The 17,419-nt window shown below is 40.0% G+C and carries 14 protein-coding genes; 4 read left to right on the top strand and 10 right to left on the bottom strand.

The window, feature by feature from the left end; translation table 11 throughout:
- The first annotated feature begins 16 nt into the window (after window positions 1-16).
- The gene (locus B6N13_RS04145) at window positions 17-1,315 is read left to right on the top strand and encodes a M18 family aminopeptidase (RefSeq protein WP_012070572.1); all 1,299 of its coding nucleotides are present in this window, start codon (window positions 17-19) and stop codon (window positions 1,313-1,315) included.
- 79 nt (window positions 1,316-1,394) lie between these two features.
- Here B6N13_RS04145 and B6N13_RS04140 read toward each other — a convergent pair whose 3' ends face one another.
- The gene (locus tag B6N13_RS04140) at window positions 1,395-2,723 is read right to left on the bottom strand and encodes a TolC family outer membrane protein (RefSeq protein WP_012070571.1); all 1,329 of its coding nucleotides are present in this window, start codon (window positions 2,721-2,723) and stop codon (window positions 1,395-1,397) included.
- A 230-nt stretch (window positions 2,724-2,953) separates the two neighbouring features.
- Here B6N13_RS04140 and B6N13_RS04135 point away from each other — a divergent pair, with 230 nt between their 5' ends.
- Window positions 2,954-3,928: an IS5 family transposase gene (locus B6N13_RS04135; protein ID WP_169458583.1), complete on the top strand. Its 975-nt coding sequence runs from the start codon at window positions 2,954-2,956 to the stop codon at window positions 3,926-3,928.
- A 165-nt stretch (window positions 3,929-4,093) separates the two neighbouring features.
- Here B6N13_RS04135 and B6N13_RS04130 read toward each other — a convergent pair whose 3' ends face one another.
- Window positions 4,094-5,350 carry a hypothetical protein gene (locus B6N13_RS04130; RefSeq protein WP_169458582.1) on the bottom strand — a complete coding sequence of 419 codons (1,257 nt, stop codon included), beginning with the start codon at window positions 5,348-5,350 and terminating at the stop codon, window positions 4,094-4,096.
- A 117-nt stretch (window positions 5,351-5,467) separates the two neighbouring features.
- Here B6N13_RS04130 and xni point away from each other — a divergent pair, with 117 nt between their 5' ends.
- Entirely contained in the window at window positions 5,468-6,259 is a 792-nt protein-coding gene (xni, locus tag B6N13_RS04125) for a flap endonuclease Xni (protein WP_169458581.1), read from the top strand.
- Window positions 6,260-6,361: 102 nt separating this feature from the next.
- Complete coding sequence (gene gltX / locus B6N13_RS04120) at window positions 6,362-7,843, top strand: glutamate--tRNA ligase (RefSeq protein WP_012070568.1); 1,482 nt, start codon at window positions 6,362-6,364, stop codon at window positions 7,841-7,843.
- A 100-nt stretch (window positions 7,844-7,943) separates the two neighbouring features.
- On the opposite strand, the gene B6N13_RS04115 is transcribed toward gltX, so the two are convergent.
- The 8 genes from B6N13_RS04115 to B6N13_RS04080 form a co-directional block, all read right to left on the bottom strand.
- The gene (locus B6N13_RS04115; protein WP_012070567.1) at window positions 7,944-9,830 is read right to left on the bottom strand and encodes a methyl-accepting chemotaxis protein; all 1,887 of its coding nucleotides are present in this window, start codon (window positions 9,828-9,830) and stop codon (window positions 7,944-7,946) included.
- Window positions 9,831-10,070: 240 nt separating this feature from the next.
- Window positions 10,071-10,385 (bottom strand): DUF3301 domain-containing protein, encoded by a 315-nt coding sequence (locus B6N13_RS04110; protein ID WP_012070566.1) that lies wholly within the window; start codon window positions 10,383-10,385, stop codon window positions 10,071-10,073.
- A gap of 270 nt (window positions 10,386-10,655) precedes the next feature.
- Window positions 10,656-11,192, bottom strand: a complete 537-nt coding sequence (locus B6N13_RS04105) for a flavodoxin (RefSeq protein WP_169458580.1) — start codon at window positions 11,190-11,192, stop codon at window positions 10,656-10,658.
- Window positions 11,193-11,215: 23 nt separating this feature from the next.
- Window positions 11,216-12,103, bottom strand: a complete 888-nt coding sequence (locus B6N13_RS04100) for an AraC family transcriptional regulator (protein ID WP_169458579.1) — start codon at window positions 12,101-12,103, stop codon at window positions 11,216-11,218.
- Between the two features lie 135 nt (window positions 12,104-12,238).
- A complete protein-coding gene (locus tag B6N13_RS04095; RefSeq protein WP_169458578.1) occupies window positions 12,239-13,612 on the bottom strand; it encodes a sigma-54 dependent transcriptional regulator in 1,374 nt (457 codons plus the stop codon).
- A gap of 1 nt (window position 13,613) precedes the next feature.
- On the bottom strand, window positions 13,614-15,695 hold the full coding sequence (locus tag B6N13_RS04090) for an ATP-binding protein (RefSeq protein ID WP_169458577.1): 2,082 nt from the start codon (window positions 15,693-15,695) through the stop codon (window positions 13,614-13,616).
- A 58-nt stretch (window positions 15,696-15,753) separates the two neighbouring features.
- Window positions 15,754-16,710: an AEC family transporter gene (locus B6N13_RS04085; RefSeq protein WP_012070561.1), complete on the bottom strand. Its 957-nt coding sequence runs from the start codon at window positions 16,708-16,710 to the stop codon at window positions 15,754-15,756.
- 16 nt (window positions 16,711-16,726) lie between these two features.
- On the bottom strand, window positions 16,727-17,407 hold the full coding sequence (locus tag B6N13_RS04080; RefSeq protein WP_012070560.1) for a response regulator: 681 nt from the start codon (window positions 17,405-17,407) through the stop codon (window positions 16,727-16,729).
- Window positions 17,408-17,419 lie beyond the last annotated feature (12 nt).

Genomic DNA, 17,419 nt, shown 5'->3' with positions numbered 1-17,419 from the left:
CTGCTTATAGGACACTATGGAATTTTCAAATTTTAACGACTCTTTACTATCATTTCTTCAATCTTCTCCGACACCTTTTCATGCTACTTCTAGTATGCGTTCTGCTTTGCTAGCAGAAGGCTTTACTGAATTGTTAGAAGAAGATGATTGGGTAATAGAAGAGGGTGGGAAGTATTTTGTCACGCGCAATGAATCCTCTTTAATTGCCTTTACGACGCCGCAACTCAATTTTAGCCAAAGTGGTTGGCGAATGATTGGAGCCCATACTGACAGCCCTTGTCTGAAATTGAAACCTAATGCTCAAGTTGATCGCTTTGGTTATCACCAGTTAGGTGTTGAGGTGTACGGTGGGGTTTTGCTTCATACTTGGTTAGACAGAGATTTATCTATTGCAGGTCGTATTACACTGAAAACGCAAGCGGGTGATATTGTAAGTCGTTTGGTGGATTTCAAAGACCCAATTGCAGTGGTACCTAACTTAGCAATCCATTTGAATCGTCAAGCAAACGAAGGATTTTCTGTTAACCCTCAAGAAGAAATATTACCAATTTTGTGTGGCGCTGAACACGAGTTTGATCTGCATGAGTTGTTAAAATCTCAACTTAAGAAACAATATGCAGATTTGGCCATTGATACGGTTCTTGATTTTGAATTGAGCTTATACGATACGCAACTTCCAGCTTTGGTTGGTTTGCACAAAGAATATATTTGTTCGGCACGTTTAGATAATTTACTGAGCTGCTTTGTTGGGCTGCGTGCTTTGTTAGATTCTGATTTACAGCGTCCTAGTTTACTTATTTGCACAGATCATGAAGAGATAGGTAGTTTGTCTGCTTGTGGTGCAAATGGGCCATTTTTAGAAGACGTGTTGCGCCGTCTAACACCAAATCCTGAGCAATATGTTCAGACGATTCAACGTTCGATGTTGGTATCTGCTGATAATGCTCATGCTTTGCATCCAAACTACGCTCATAAGCATGATAAGAATCATGCGCCTTCTATTAACAAAGGTGCGGTTATTAAAGTAAATGCCAATCAGCGTTATGCAACAAATAGCGAAACAGCGAGTGTGTATCGTGATATTGCCGCACAAGAAAATTATGAGGTCCAGTGTTTTGTTGTTCGTAGTGATATGGCTTGTGGTAGTACGATAGGTCCAATCACATCAGGCGAAATAGGTGTGCCGACTATTGATATCGGTTTACCAACTTTTGGTATGCATTCTATTCGTGAATTGGCTGGTAGCCGAGATGCTTATGGATTGTATAAAGTATTGGTTCGTTTCACTAAGCGAGAAAAGTTAATAGCCCGCTAAGTTAATCTGCTTATTCGCAGGAAAAAAAAGCCGTAAAACAGCGTTTACGGCTTTTTTATTCATAATCAGAAAAGCTAAGTTAGTTTTTAGCGACTAACCATTTATCCAGCTCTTTGATCTTGCCTTCTGTAAGGTCGCCAGTAGCTTCTAACAGGCTTAGTTTTTTCACTACAAAGTTGTATCTATATTTTTCATAGGTATTCTGCGCATCATATAGGTTTGATTGCGCATCAAGTAATTCTACAAGGTTGCGTGTACCAACATCGTATCCTGCTTTTGTGGCTTCTAGAGCGCTAGTACGAGAACGAATTAGTTGCTGTTGAGCATCGATTTGAGCAACGGCGGTTTGCAAATCAAGATATAGGCTACGGATATTTAGCTCTATAGCTTGTAATGAGCTTGCTCTTTGTTCTGTTGCTGATAATGCTTGTGCAGTTGCTTGTCTGACAGAAGCATTAATTGCACCACCACTATATAGTGGGATTTTAACACCTAGTCCGATAGAAGATGTATTTGTTGCACCGTCACTCATTGAGGCGGGGGCACTGCTGCTGTAGTCGTTGTCAGTTCTAGATAAAGAACCTGTTATTGATACGGTAGGAGTGCGTCCATTTGCTTTCTGGATACTAATATTATTTTCTGCGCTTTTTACAGAAAGGTTCAAAATTTGTAGTTCTTTATTATCAAGACGAGCTTTTGCAATTAAAGAGTCAACTGTCATGTTTGGGTCAAGACTGATTGGGTAGTCTTTTGACAATTGCGGAATTGTTTTGATTTCTTGTCCTGTTCTTTGGTACAAGGCTTTTTGCGCATAAGACACACTTGAACGAGCGCTTAGTTCAGTAACACGAACAGAGTCATATTCAGCTTGTGCATCTTGTAAGTCTGTAATCGATGCCAAACCTACTTCATATTGTTTCTTAGCACGGTCTAGCTGGCTTGCAGTGCTTTTGACTAAGGCTTCGGTTGTTTGCAATGTTGACTGCGCGATTAAAAGATTGAAATATTCAGTTAGAGTAGTAAGTGCTAAATCTTCTTCAGAATTATTAAAGCGAATGCCGGCACTTTCTGAATTTATCTCTACAGCATCAACGGCGTAGTTAAGGGCTGGAGAGTATATTGGATAGCTTAAATCTAACGATAAGCTATTTGATGTATTGTTGTAGTTGCTAGATGAGTTATCAATATTGCTATAACCCAAATTGCCATTAAAGCTAATATTAGGGTATAGATTACCTTTAGTGACGGTTACGCCTTCTTTTTCAGCCTGGTAGGTTGCTGCAGCAGCTCGTAAACCTGGGTCATGCTGTTTGGCAAGTTTGTATACTTCGTAAATGCTTTCAGCATGAGCAGCTGTACTACTTAGAACGGCTGCAGCGATGAGTGATGGTATAATATGCTTTTTCATAGATCTCTGTGGGCTCGTAGTATGAAATATAGTTATAATAGTACCTCAAGTTTCTCGCTTTCGGCAGTGTCATTCTTGCTATATCTATTATGACTATTGACCATATCATAACGAAATGTTTTAAGTAGACTTGGAATGTGAAAAATTAATGCAAGCAAGGCAGCTTTTTAGGGAAGATGCGAATAAGTCCTTTCCATGAGACAATTCATTTTTAACCTTCGAGCCTGACCATGTCACATCAACTTACCTTTGCCGACAGTGAATTCAACAATAAGCGTCGTAAAACGCGCAAAGAAATTTTCTTGACTCGAATGGACGAACTGATGCCGTGGGATCAGCTTGAAGCGGTGATTGAACCTTTCTACCCAAAAGCCGGAAAAGGAAGAAGACCGTATCCATTGTCCACCATGTTTCGCATTCACTGTATGCAACATTGGTACAACATGAGTGATCCTGCCATGGAGGATGCGCTTTATGAAATCACTTCGATGCGCCTTTTTGCTGGGTTGTCGCTGGACATCGCTATCCCTGACCACACTACTATTATGAATTTTAGGCACTTGCTGGAAAAACATAAGCTCTCCCGTCAGCTTTTTAAAGAGATCAATAAATGGCTGTCCAGCGCAGGGATTTACTTAAAAGAAGGCACGATTGTCGACGCCACCATCATTGAAGCCGCCAGTTCAACCAAGAATAAAGCGAAAGCACGCGATCCCGAGATGCACCAAACCCAAAAGGGAAAGCAATGGTTTTTTGGTCTAAAAGCTCATATTGGCGTGGACGCGAGAACCGGCCTGACGCATAGCCTAAGCACAACAGCCGCCAACGTACATGACATCACAGAAACAGAAAATTTGCTTCATGGTGAGGAAACCTTTATTTCAGCGGATTCTGGTTATCGAGGCGCACAAAAACGAGAGGAACTAAAAGACATCAAGGCGGATTGGCTGATTGCAGAAATGCCAAGCAAGGTGCGTCTTCTCAAGAAACACCCGAGAATAAACAAGCAACCTATCCGAACGGAATACATTAAAGCCAGCATTCGAGCAAAAGTAGAACACCCGTTCCGGATCATAAAGCGTCAGTTTGGTTTTAGGAAAGTAATCTATAGAGGATTGGCTAAAAACGACAACAAGCTGGCGATGCTGTTTGCCTTAGCCAATGTGTTTAGGGTTGACCAGATGATACGGGCGGCAAGGGGTTAATCCGTTTAAAATCCACTAAACAAGGCCTAAATAAGCCTTGTTTAGTGGTGAAAAGCATCAAAACAAGTAGAGTCCTGTGCTTTTTTATTCGAAAGAGAGAGGTTGAGTGTTTTGCGACTTCTTAATCGTAGTTTCCTTAGTCTATTTTTTTCACATTCCTTCATTTTAGTTTTTTACGTTTATTTTATAGGTAATCGTTTTTTTCGAGTTTGCCTTTATTTCACCTGAAACAATTAAACTATTTGCATTTATTGGTATTGCTTCATTGCCTTCTAATATATCCACAACGCCATTAGTGCTTTGTTCTATTGAATACTTTTGTGCTGTATTTGAGTGGTTTTCAATAGTGGCTTCCCAAATATGGGTGCTAGGAAGTTTTTGAGATGAAGCACTAACCAAGGTCAAATAGCCAGTTATGTCTTGGCTTTTATTGGTCATGACGTCAAATGATCGGCCTTCACGAACTGTATCTAAACGGACTGTATTACCCGGAATAAGCAGGTCTCCTCTTTTCCAAAATGTCTTGTATTCGCCTGGAAGGCCATTTTTTTGAAAAGTGAAGCTTAGGTTGTTATAGAAATTTAAGTCGATTTTTCCGGAATTATTACCATAAGTATAAAGCTTTGCTTTATGTGTTTGGCTATCTATATTGCTATCGCTGCTAGGTAAAGGGATTAAGGTGTTTGAATAAGGTGCGATTGAAAGTGTGCCACCACCCAGAGAATAGCTCACTTCATTATCTTGGTAACTTATGTCGGGTCTATCTGCACTCATTGCAAGTGAGCTGCGTTCTGCTTTGAAAAGCTGAGGGGCAGCACTTCGGGAGTAGTGGAGTAGGCTGTCTTGTACCTGGATGGTAGAGCTTGAATTGTTGTGAATAAGCGCTTGCTGAGAAACAGAAACCTTATTATTTTCGAAAATCAGACTGAGTTGTGGCGACCACGAAAGCTCGTTTGTTTGATAGCTAACCTTGTAGGGTGCTGTTTTATCGGCATCAGCTTTACTTTCAGGTTTTGTATCCGCAGCAGTTGGGTTTTCAAGCGGGATTAAGTAAAAGTCATCCATGGGTAATGTCATAGAAAACTCTTTATTGCTAAGCACAAAGGATCGAGTGTTGTTCTCGATTTTAGCCAATGTGCCAGTGTAATTTAGATCTCTTTGCTTGTGTTCCACTCTTACTTTTTTGTTTATTAAATCAAACCAGTTAGCATTTAAGTTGTTTTCTAAATGAGTAATTGGTGCGAAATTTTCTTGAAGTGGTAATAGTGTACCTGTGTTCGGAGTAAGGCTAAGTTGCTGGCTAGTTTCCACGATTTGACTATTATCTAAACCGATAACAGCGTTGATCGGTGCAGCAAAAGCGCTGTGAGCAGAGGCTCCTAAAAGAATGCTAAGGCAAAAATAGGCTGGTTGGTTGTTCATAACAGAGTCCTTTTGTTGATTTTAACAGCACGCAAGTTGTCGTGATGAATCTTCTCTCATGGTACCCTATTAAATTCAAGTAAACGTCAAACAATGTAGCAAAAATAAGGGTTTGCAGTGGATAAAAAATTACTAATTATTGACGGATTGAATCTAATTCGAAGACTCTATGCCGCATTAGAATCAGAGCAAGATTCAACGCGTCGTATTGAGCGCACCCAAAGTATTGCTATTGAAGCCTTGGCGAAATTAACCCACCAATTTACCCCTTCTTATGCTGTAGTTGTGTTTGATTCAAATGGCAAAACGTGGCGCCATCGAGTCTACCCAGAATATAAACTAGGTCGTGTGCCTATGGATGATACCTTACTCGAATCCTTGCCAGACTTTGCTAAGGTTTTTCGTTTCAACCATTTGCCTTGTTTGAGAATAGATGGTTGGGAAGCTGATGACCTTATCGCTACGTTAGCGGTGAAAGCGGCGAACAGTAATGTTAAATCTTATATTGTTTCAACAGATAAAGGTTTCACTCAACTGTTAGGGGATGATCGTATTCTGCAATATGATTACTTTGCCAAATTGGGTTACGACAAAATTTGGGTACCCGGTAAATATGGAGTGGAGCCTGAACAACTAACAGACTATTGGGCTTTAGTCGGTGATACCACCAACCGAATTCCAGGTGTAAAAGGTATTGGGCCGAAAACAGCATTAAGTATTATTAGTTTGTTTCCTACAGTTGAAGAAATTTATGCTAATTTGCCCTCTTTTTCAGAGCGCATTCAGTCTATGTTAGCAGGTGGTTATGAACAGTGTTTGTTATCTCGTTCATTAGTTGCCCTGAAAACGGATGTGGAAATAGGGGTTCGACTTTCTCAGCTAAGGTATATCAAAAGTAAAGTTGAGTGAATATCAAACTTCTAGGTAGAAAAGATAGCCTTAGCCCCTTACTCATATCTTATGAGACGCTTATAATAGCGGCATTTCAGACAACCAATAAATGAGATTTTTATGTCAGAGGTAAGAACACGTATTGCGCCTTCTCCAACAGGCGACCCGCATGTAGGCACAGCTTACATCGCATTATTTAATATGGCATTTGCACGTAAAATGGGTGGCAAGTTTATTTTACGTATTGAAGATACAGATCAAACTCGTAGTACGCCAGAATCTGAAAAAATGATTTTGGATGCATTACGTTGGTTAGGTTTGGATTGGGCAGAAGGTCCAGATGTGGGTGGGCCATATGGGCCATATCGTCAAAGCGAAAGGGGCGATATTTACGGTCAATATGCTCAAGAGTTGATCGATAAGGGGCATGCTTTTTATGCGTTTGAAACCACTGAAGAATTGGATCAAATGCGTAATGAACAAAAAGAGCAAGGTTTGCCACAAAAGTATGATGGCCGTGCTCTTAACCTGACGGCAGAAGAAGTTCAGGCAAAATTAGATGCTGGCGTTCCGTATGTTATTCGTATGAAAATCCCTGAAGAGGGTACATGCGTTGTACAGGATATGCTGCGTGGCACAATCGAAATCGATTGGGCTCAAGTGGATATGCAAGTATTGCTAAAAGCAGATGGTATGCCGACTTATCATTTAGCAAATGTTGTTGATGATCATCTAATGAAAATTACCCATGTTATTCGTGGTGAAGAATGGATCAACTCAGCACCTAAGCATATTCTATTGTACCAATACTTTGGTTGGGATATGCCGACTTTGTGTCATATGCCTTTGTTACGTAACCCAGATAAATCTAAGTTATCAAAACGTAAGAACCCAACTAGCATTTTGTACTATCAACGCATGGGGTATATGTCTGAAGCGGTAATTAATTACCTTGGTCGTATGGGTTGGTCTATGCCTGATGAGCGTGAAAAATTCTCGTTAGACGAAATGATTGAGCACTTTGATATTCAGCGTGTTTCTTTGGGTGGTCCAGTTTTTGATGTTGAAAAATTGAGCTGGCTAAATGGTATGTGGATTCGTGAGAATCTAACCCCAGAAACTTTTGCACAAAAATATGTTGAATGGGCGCTTAACCCTGAATACTTGATGAAGATTTTACCGTTGGTAATTCCACGCGTTGAAACTTTCTCAGATGTCGCTGATGTGGCTGGGTTCTTCTTAAAAGGTATGTTGCCAATTACCAAAGAGGATTTTTCTTCTATCAAGTTAGAAGAAGAAACGCTTCGTAAGGCTATGCAGTTTGCTTTATGGCGTTTGGAAGCACTGAGCAAATGGGAAAAAGACGAAATCTTTAACGAGATGAAAGCATTAGCGCAAGTAATGGAGATTAAGCCGAAAGACTTTTTTGCACCATTATTCGTCGCTATCTCTGGAACGACTGCGTCTGTTTCTGTTTTTGACTCTATGGCGATTCTAGGTTCAGATATTTCTCGTGCCCGTATGCGCACCGCAGTGAACGTACTAGGCGGCCCTTCTAAGAAAGAAGCAAAGCGTTGGGAAAAAGAATACGCTGATCTATAAGGCGGCGTTTTAGCCAAAAAGTAAAGTTACAAAAATATGATCGAAAAAAAACCGGCTATCAAAGCCGGTTTTTTTTACATTAGTAGCTTATCTATTTGCATTAACGAGTAGTAAAGACACTCGTCTTTTTATCTAGGCTGCTAACTTGATTGTGAATGTCACGGGTATTGCCTTCAATGCTATTAATATAGCTATTATCACGTTGAAGTTGCTGTGCAATTTTGTCCATTTCTTCACTCATATGTACAGCTGTTTTTGCAACTTCTTGGATAGAGCGAGCCATATCAATTGAGGAAGCTGAACTTGTCTGTGCATTTTGTTCTATTTCACGAATAGCCAATTCTGCTTTTTCACTAAACTCTTCAATAGCATGTAAGCTTTCTTGACCACTGTGCATAGTTTCGATTGCTGTTTGTGTTGAAGATTGAATAGTGCTGACGATATCTGTGATTTTGGCTGTTGCATCAACTGTTTTCTCAGCTAGAGAACGTACTTCATCGGCAACAACAGAGAAACCGCGGCCAGCTTCACCGGCACGCGCTGCTTCAATGGCTGCGTTTAGTGCAAGGAGGTTGGTCTGATTTGCTAAGTCATTGATCATACCTATAACGTTGTCGATATCTTTAGATAGTTGGCCAAGCTCGTTAAGTTGCTCACTTGTTTTGTTGACAACACTAATAGTGCTAGAAAGATTCGATAACGCACCCTTGATCGTTTCAGCACCAACTTTTGCAGATTCGTAAGTGTGTTGAGACTGGCTGCTTAGATCTTCTGTTGTGCTAGAAATGCTAGAAATAGTGGTGGATATTTCTTCTGTCGCTGCTGCTAGAGAGTTTGTTTGCTCACTAACAGAGCGGTTGCTTTGCGCGATGTTAGTAACAGAAGTGTTGAGTTCATTAACCATGTTGTTGACACCTTGAGTGGTATCCACAACCTCACCAATTACTGAGCCTAACCCCGTTGTCATCTCGTTTACAGAGCTACATAAAGAATCAAATTCATCATTACGTTTTTTGTTAACGTGTAAACGAGCTGTTAGGTCACCACCTTTAACTTTGCCTAGGTCTTTGATGATTTGATTGAGCGTACTATTAACACTACTGCCAATTCCCATCATCATAAGCGCGGCAATGACAGCAACAACAATACTTACAATGATTAAGCTTATGCTAGCTTGTTGAGAGCTTTCAGAAGCTTGCTGGCGTGCTTCTAGCACTGCTTTTTGCATGTACTCAACTGCAGCTAAACGAGTTTGAGCAAAATTTGTTTTACTATCTATAAATTGTGATTGTAGGTTTTTTAGTTGTTGGTTTTCTTTATCAAAGTTTTCGACAGCTGCATAATACTTATTAATAACTTCACCGAAGCGTTCTTCAAGGCCGAAGTTAGTAACACGTTTATAAAACTTGTCATAACGTTCCATGAAGGCCGCTTTGTTTTCCGGAACTGGTTCAAAGATAAAGTTCTTTTCGGCTTCTCGAACCGGTAGGAATTCTTGTTTTACTAGGCTTAGGAACGAAATTTCTTCTGTTACTTTTTCACCTAATTGAGAGATTTCGCCCTTTAAACCAGAAGACCCATTAAAGCCAACTTTTTGTCTTTGATTGACAAGTAGTTTTAACGTATCGCTATAATTGGCTAAAGAAGAGGTAATGTTAGTTATGTTTTTCTTTGCTTCTGGGTCTTGAAGAAGGTTTGTATCATTTTCTAGCGTAACCATGAACTTTTCGTGGTTAGCATTTAGCTGCTCTAGAAAATTTTCGTAGGTGCTGTTGTCAATGCCAGACAGTGTCTCGTATTCCTCCATTAAGGTAATAGCTAAAGATGCAAGGTCTTTATCTACTGTGGTAAGACGATCGAATTTTGAGGATGAGGTTTCTTGAACATTCAATCCTTGTAAAGCAACTGCAGTTACAACAACGAATCCAAGAATAGCCGCAATCAATAATGAGAGTAACTTGGTACGAAAACTAAGGTTTGCCAACATATTATATCCTGCACTTTTTTATTATAAATTGAACAAATAGACATTTTGCTGAGAGCCATCAAAACTTTCAGTCTTCACTACATGTCTATTGAAGCATTACAAATGTTTACTTAAGCATTCTATTTCTACTATGGCCTTGTTTGCAATTAATTGACATAAAAATATAGATTTATCTTGTTACGATAATGGTAATGAATGCTATTTTTGATGTTTTTTTGTGGTGAGGTAAATTTGGCTTATCTAAAAGTCGTGAGGGCTTAGCCATATGTCTATTTTTTGGTTACCAAGGTAGCTGATTTTTCCTTGATATCGTGCTATTCCACTGGAACTAAATTCAAACCTGTAGGTTCTTTTAATTTTTATTTCCCCTTGGTTCCAGATTGGTCTCCATTCTGCACCAGCGACACTTTCCTCTAAAAGTTGTAGGTTAAGTGATTCACAGTGTTTTTTTGCGTTTATTAAAGCCTGCTCTCGAATGGAGGAGTTTTTCCACCAAGCGTAGGCTACAGCAATAATTAATAGAAGAATGATGATGTCGGAAAGTTGTAAGTTCATTTGTCCCTGCTGTTTGTTAAAGAGGTTACGATCTTTTTTAACATCATAGCGAATAGTGACTAGAAAAAAATAGTCACAATAGAAAGAAATACGTGGCTACCTCCAAGCAGGAGAGAAAGGAGAGGTAGCCACGGTCTTCACGCTATTTAGAGCAAGTCGTAAAATTATCTCATTGATTAAATGCTAAATTTGGGCATTCGGGGCAGCGAATGTGTGGGTAAACCAAATTTGAGTCGTTAGCTTCAATCTAATGGCCAGTCAGGCGATAATTTAGGCGGCTTCTACTGCTCTCTCTGCGTAAAGTTGGATAACCCACTGCTCAATGCGTTGATCAGTGAGTTCAAACTGTTGATCTTCATCAATTGCTAGGCCGATGAAGAATTCTTTGTTGTCGATACATGCTCTAGATGCTTCAAATTCATAGCCCTCTGTTGGCCATTGGCCAATAAAGGTCGCATTAGTTGGTAATAATTTTTCATATAGCCAACCTACAGCATCAACAAAATAATCGCCGTAGCCAAATTGATCACCTAGCCCATATAGGGCTATGACAGTATCTTCAAGAGCCAGTTCAGCTAGATTGTCTCCAATGTCCTCCCAGTCGGACTGAATACCGCCAAAATCCCAAGTAGGGATTCCCAAGATAAGCATGGGGTATTGCTCAAGTTGGCTCAGTTCAATATCTTTGATGTTGAATATATCTACTTGCTCACCAAGTTCTTCCCATTGTTTGGCAATCTTGCGGCCAACTTCTTCTGTATTGTTTGTATCTGTGCCGTAAATAAGGGCAATTGTTGATTGAGCCATGTGATGCCTTTGCTTTCTGTAATTTAGTGAATTTGTCCATATTGGTGGCTACTGACACCGAAGTGTTGAATAAAAGCCGCTTCGAACTGGTCTTCTGAAAAACCGCTTTGCGCTACAATATGAGATTTTTCAGCCGGGTTTTGTCTTAGTTGGGCGGCTGCAAATTTGATTCGGCTACGAGTGCAATAGCTTTCGATAGGTTGTCCTACAATAAGGTTAAAACCAATGGCAAGAGCTTCTGTATTAAGGCCAACTTGTTGCGCTAGATGTTTGATGTTGAGAGTATCGTATTCAGGTGTTTCTATTAGGTTTTGCGCATGGAAAAGTTTGCTTTGGCAGTCTTCGCATTGTGATAAATGACTGAGCATTTGTAGCTGCTCGATCAGTGTAAATATAAGCGAATAGAGGTATCCAGCAAGGCTGATCGAGTGTCCTTTGTGTGCCAATATGGGCTCAATGGCCCTGATGGTTCTTTCTGTAAGAGGTAGCTGAATTACGGAGCTTTCATTGCCTAGCTTGTCTCGCATAACCATAAAATGCTGGATGATTTGATCTTCTGTTTCACCTAGGACTGCCGCTAAATGGGCTGGACTAATTCGAGTTTGCAGTAGGCTGTATTCATCACCCTTTGCCATCAAGAAATGACCATTAATATTTTTTGGCTGATATGAAATTTGTACAGAATTAATATCTTTTGCTGTCTTGATTGGGCCCGTACCCAAAAAAGAAAAATAAAGCCCTGATTTTGCTTCTTCATGTATTGAAACATTTGCATTACTAATTAAGTGTTGGTCAAGTAATTGCAAATTTGGAAGTAGGGCAAGTAGTTGTTTATGGCCAGATAGCCATGGCGCTACTTCTTCTTTGATTTTTCCTGCATTGTCATACACATCGCGCATGTTTAGTTGCATCGTATGTCGCCTCAATCTGATAATGGTTATCATTAAAGATTCTTTTTGCTTTCAATGCAAGTGATTCTCATTAAATATTTTATATGAGAATCACTTTATTCATATTTTTATCTGATGTGTATTGTTTGGTGGGAGTCAGTCTAAGTAGTCGGTTCGATTTAGGCCGTATTTTTGCATTTTCTGATTGAGTGTTCTGCGAGGAAGCTGGAGTTGTTCTAACACAAGTTGAATATTGCCTTTTTGTTGTCGAATACTGGCTTCAATTAAGCTACGTTCAAATTCTTGTACCTTCACGCTAAGTGGCAGAGGGGTTATGGTGTCTATATCATCCTGAGCTTGGTAGCCTGCCAATATTTTTGCAACACTCGTGTTAGGTTCAAGTGCATAGCGTAGCGCAACGTTTCTAAGTTCACGAACATTTCCTGGCCATCCGTATAACGTCAGCGTTTCATGATCGATTGGACTAAGTTGTCTAAGATCTCCTCCGCGCTCTTTTACTGCTATTCGACAAAAATGCTCAAAGAGCAGTGGAATATCAGATCCTCTGTTGCGTAAATCTGGAAGATGTATTTGTGATACATTCAGTCGAAAGAATAAATCTTGTCTAAAGTTTTCTAGCGTCTGTAGATCACTTTTTGCAGCCGCGACAACTCTTAGGTCTATCTTGATCGTATTATTGCTGCCAACTCGCTCGAGCTGATTTTCCTGCAATACGCGTAGTAATTTAATTTGCATCGCGAGTGGCATACTTTCTATTTCATCTAGAAACAATGTGCCGCCACTGGCATGCTCAAGCTTGCCAATCCTTTGCTTGTTCGCACTGGTGAAGGCGCCAGCCTCATGGCCGAATAGTTCGCTTTCAAACAGGTCTGCTGGAATAGCGGCGCAATTAATTGCGACAAATGGGTTGCTGCTTCTTGGACTACAATCGTGTAAAGCTTTTGCAACTAACTCTTTGCCACAGCCGGTTTTTCCGTAAACAATGACATGGGTGTCCATGCTGGCGAAGGTGCGAATTTGCTGTCTGACACGGATGATTTGCTCATTTTTACCAATGATGATTTCTTCTAAGCCATGTAAGTCGCCAAGGTATTGGGATTGATTAGCATGTTGAAGCTGAACTTTTCTTAGTTGAATAGCTTTTTCAACAGTTTGTAACAACCGGTTTGGGTCAAAGGGTTTCTCAAGAAAATCAAAAGCGCCGTCACGCAAAGCATTGACGGCGGTGTCGACGTCACCATGTCCGGTAATCAGTATAAATGGAAGCTCATGCTCTTTACTCAAACAGTCGCTCATCAATGTTAAACCGTCGATTGGTGTCATACGAATATCACTGACGATAATGCAAGGTAGCCCAACTTTGAACTGATCTATCAGCTCTTGAGCCTCTTGAAATTCTCGTACGTTATAGTTTGATAAGCGCAGCCATTGGGCGGTGGTTGAACGAACAATATCGTCGTCATCAAGTAGCCATATTTCAATGTGATTGTTGGTGTTACTGTTTTCCATATTAGGCCTTTAACAGTGTTAAGCTGAATACAAGTTTTGAGTCATTGTCATGACTTGCTTTTAGTACGCCATTCATGTCTTTTGCTAGGTTTGTACTAATTGCCAGCCCCAATCCTAAGCCTTTACCGATCGGCTTTGTCGTAAAAAAAGGCTCGAAAATATGTGTAAGTTGAGACGATTCTATACCTGGACCATTGTCTTGGTAGTTTATGGTTATCTGTTTATCATGTGTTTCGAGGGATATTTTAATACTTGGCGTGATTTTGTGTTCGGAGCAGGCTTGAATGGAGTTGCTAATTAAATTAGAAAATATTCTTTCTAGTCGAGTAGGTTCCGCGATAACAGCATCTAGATCATTGAATGCAATTTTCCACTGAACATTGTTTACGTCATCACCAAGGCTTTCAATAGCTCGTTCTACGGAACTTTTTATAGAGGTTGGTGCAAGTTGTTCTGGTCTTCTATAAGCAAGTACTTTTAGTTCGCTGGTTAGTTTTTGCATTCTAACAACAAGGGACTCTAGGTCTATGAGAGTTTTTAAAGCTTGTTCTGAATCTTGGCGTTTAAGTAGCAGTTCTGCGGTATAGGCTAATGTTCTTATGCCGGTGAGTGGTTGATTTAATTCGTGAGCGATGGCTGTCGACATTTGTCCTATGGCGGCGAGTTTTTCGGTCCTTAATAGCTCTTTTTGTGCGGCTTCTAATGCCTTCGTTCGTTCTAATACTCGTTCTTCAAGTCGTGTATTTGCGTCGAGCAAATTCAATTCTGCTCTTTTGCGCTTGCTGATATCGAGTAGGGTTACTAAGTAGCCTTGTGAGTCACTCCATTCTAAAGAAGAGACAGAGAGTAGTGCCGGAAAAATTTGACCGTTTTCTTTTTGTAAAACCACTTCTTGTTCTAGTAAGTTTGCTGCAAATGTATTTCCAGCGACCTCTTGTGTTTGCAGGGATCTGATAAAAGCTAAGGCGATTTGGTTCTCGGGACAATCTGGTAGGAACTCATATAAATAATGGCTGTTTAGTTCAGCTCTTTGCCCGAAATAACGTAACCCCATTGGGTTTACGAAAGATATTTCACCACGTTTTGTTAGCTGTAATAGTCCGACATGGGTATTTTCGATCAGGACTCTTTGGCGTTGAGCGCTATTGGCAATGAGTATTTCATTCTCTAATTTTGACGCAATTTTTAAAGAGCGTTCGCGCCGATAAAGCCAAAAAAGAAATATCAGAGCAAAAACACCTAGGCTGATAAAGGCGATATTTTGTGCTTTTTTCTGGATGCCTTTTAAATTTGATAAGTAATGAATTTGCCACTTCAAGTCATCTAACGTGACATTCTGTAAAAGGTAGTTTTCATCGTTTAGATGGTAAATTTTAGAGCGAGTATTATTTAAAAACTGGACGTCTGTAGGGTTGTCTAGCCAATTACTAACTAAAAGCCGATTTAATTTACTGGCTAAGAAAATGAGACTGTTTTGATCTGTCATCACAACGAGATCATCGAAAAGATTCCATCGCTCAATCAAATCACTGACGTTAATTCTTACTGCGACAGCGCCTGCTAATCCTGCTTTTGTATAAACAGGAGCCAATACTAGGTGTGCTGATTGATACTGCTTAGGGTTGTAACCAGAGACAAGGATGTACTCTCCTTGTTGTTCCCTAAGTACATTGCTTAAGTCTTGCTTACTAAAGTAGTCATCTAAATTGAAGTGTGGAGATTGTTCACTGGAAACCAAAAGATCACCCTGAGCAGATAAAATAAACCAATCTTGTGTTTTGGATACATGTGTCAGGTCTTCTAGTTGTCGCTGCAGTCGCTGTGTTAAAACAGGATCTTTAGGATTATTCATAAAGGCCAGTAGAGTAGGGTTATCTGCAAGAGCATAGGGGAGGATATGGTAATTTTTTAATTCATTGCGCAACTCAATAACGTAATCGAGTAGTTTATCTTGGCCTTCCGAATGCTTGTCTATAATGAGTGCCTGATAGGCAATGGTGTTTACACCAAAAAATAGTAGAGTAAGTAGAGTGCAACCGGAGGTGAGAAAGAAAAGACGATGTTTACGGAATTGTGAAATCAAAGAAAGTCTCGCGAGCCTTTAATGTGTTTAGCCAGTGTTAAATGTTTAATTAATCGGATTAGATTAAATTAAAGCTGCGTAACAAAGTAACGCCAATACTAGTACTAATCAAGGATGCGATGGTTGTAATAACGATGATGTTTGCTGCAAGTGAAGAATTGCCATTCATGGCGCGTACCATGATATAGCTAGCGGATGCTGTTGGGGCGGATGACATGAGGAATAATACGCCTAGCTCCATGCCGCGGTAGCCTAATAAATACCCGCCAAAAGTCAGTATGAAAGGGATAAAAATAAGTTTACCTACAGATGCCAATATAGCGCCTAGCATCCCGCTTTTTAAAGACTTAAAGTTGAGTGATGCTCCAGCGCACAAGAGTGCTAAAGGGAGCGTCATTTGTGCAAAATAATCTCCTGCCTTATAAAGCGTTGAAGGAAGTGATAAACCAGTTAGTGACGTAATAAAGGCAGCCAAAATAGCGATGATTAGTGGGTTTTTCGCTATACCTTTTAGAATGCCAATCAAACTGGCATTTTTTCCTAGAGCTCTGCTTAGACCAATGACGGATAGTATATTAAATAATATAGTGACTCCGCCTAGATAGACTGATGCCACCGAGAAAACATTGTTGCCGTAGGCATTAACACAATAGGCTAACCCAATAATGCCCATATTTGATCGAAAAGCGCCTTGGACTAAAACCGCTCTTTCTGCTTTATCAGGCTCCCAAATAGACAAGAGTAGTTCTAATGCAATATAGGTAACAGTTACCGCTATCATTGCATATATCACCAATGATAAGTCAGTGTTTGAAGATATGTCACTCTTGGAAATACTAATGAAAAGTAACGCAGGGAGTGTAACGTTAAACACCAGTTTAGATGCGACATCAATGAAGTTGTCATTGATAATTCGTATTCGGTATAAAATAACTCCCAATGCTAATATCATAAATATTGGCATTGTTATAGAGAAAGAAAATACCAGTACATCTAAAAAGTTGTTCAACGCCATTCCTTAAAGAAGGTGTTTACTGATCGTTGTTTTCGAAGCGGTAGCCTGCACCGTAAACGGAATGAATAACATTTAATTCAGGTGCCACAGCAGAAATTTTCTTACGAAGCTTTTTGATATGGCTATCAATAGTGCGATCACTCACTACGCGGCTATCGGCATAAATGCTTTTCATTATAAGATCACGGCCGAAAACGCGACCAGGTTCTTTGATTAGCAATTGAAGCAATTGAAATTCAACTGTTGTTAAGTCGATTAAATCACCTTTATACGTTGCGCGAAGACGATCTACATCTAGATCGAAGCCATCAGTTCTTGGCGATTCTGCTTGGTCTAATTCTACGCGACGTAAGTTTGCTTTTACACGAGCGACAATTTCACGAGGGCTAAATGGTTTACAAACGTAGTCATCAGCACCCATTTCTAAACCGATAAGACGATCGATTTCTTCTGCTTTTGCCGTCACCATGATAATAGGCACGCCACTGAATTGACGAACTTGTTTACAGATTTCTACACCGTCCAATCCTGGAAGCATTAGATCTAGTAGAACGATATCAACTTGGTTATTTTTGATGTAATTAACAGCAATATCGCCACGATCTAGGTGATGATGTTCATAGCCAGCCTGTTCTAGGTAAGCTGACATTAGTTCTGCTAGTTTTGGTTCGTCTTCAATAATCAGTACTTTGCTCATAATATTATTCGT

Source organism: Marinomonas sp. UCMA 3892, assembly GCF_012726345.1.
Taxonomy (GTDB): domain Bacteria; phylum Pseudomonadota; class Gammaproteobacteria; order Pseudomonadales; family Marinomonadaceae; genus Marinomonas.
The sequence above is the reverse complement of the archived record's forward strand: the minus strand, read 5'-3'. Positions and strand labels throughout refer to the sequence as shown.

Excerpts from the sequence above, each read along its gene's own strand:
- B6N13_RS04145 (WP_012070572.1), top strand. The coding sequence starts at position 17 with ATGGAATTTTCAAATTTTAACGACTCTTTACTATCATTTCTTCAATCT.
- B6N13_RS04135 (WP_169458583.1), top strand. The coding sequence starts at position 2,954 with ATGTCACATCAACTTACCTTTGCCGACAGTGAATTCAACAATAAGCGT.
- B6N13_RS04110 (WP_012070566.1), bottom strand. The coding sequence starts at position 10,385 with ATGAACTTACAACTTTCCGACATCATCATTCTTCTATTAATTATTGCT.
- B6N13_RS04105 (WP_169458580.1), bottom strand. The coding sequence starts at position 11,192 with ATGGCTCAATCAACAATTGCCCTTATTTACGGCACAGATACAAACAAT.
- B6N13_RS04080 (WP_012070560.1), bottom strand. The coding sequence starts at position 17,407 with ATGAGCAAAGTACTGATTATTGAAGACGAACCAAAACTAGCAGAACTA.
- gltX (WP_012070568.1), top strand. The coding sequence starts at position 6,362 with ATGTCAGAGGTAAGAACACGTATTGCGCCTTCTCCAACAGGCGACCCG.
- B6N13_RS04130 (WP_169458582.1), bottom strand. The coding sequence starts at position 5,350 with ATGAACAACCAACCAGCCTATTTTTGCCTTAGCATTCTTTTAGGAGCC.
- B6N13_RS04115 (WP_012070567.1), bottom strand. The coding sequence starts at position 9,830 with ATGTTGGCAAACCTTAGTTTTCGTACCAAGTTACTCTCATTATTGATT.
- B6N13_RS04140 (WP_012070571.1), bottom strand. The coding sequence starts at position 2,723 with ATGAAAAAGCATATTATACCATCACTCATCGCTGCAGCCGTTCTAAGT.
- B6N13_RS04085 (WP_012070561.1), bottom strand. The coding sequence starts at position 16,710 with ATGGCGTTGAACAACTTTTTAGATGTACTGGTATTTTCTTTCTCTATA.
- B6N13_RS04100 (WP_169458579.1), bottom strand. The coding sequence starts at position 12,103 with ATGCAACTAAACATGCGCGATGTGTATGACAATGCAGGAAAAATCAAA.
- B6N13_RS04095 (WP_169458578.1), bottom strand. The coding sequence starts at position 13,612 with ATGGAAAACAGTAACACCAACAATCACATTGAAATATGGCTACTTGAT.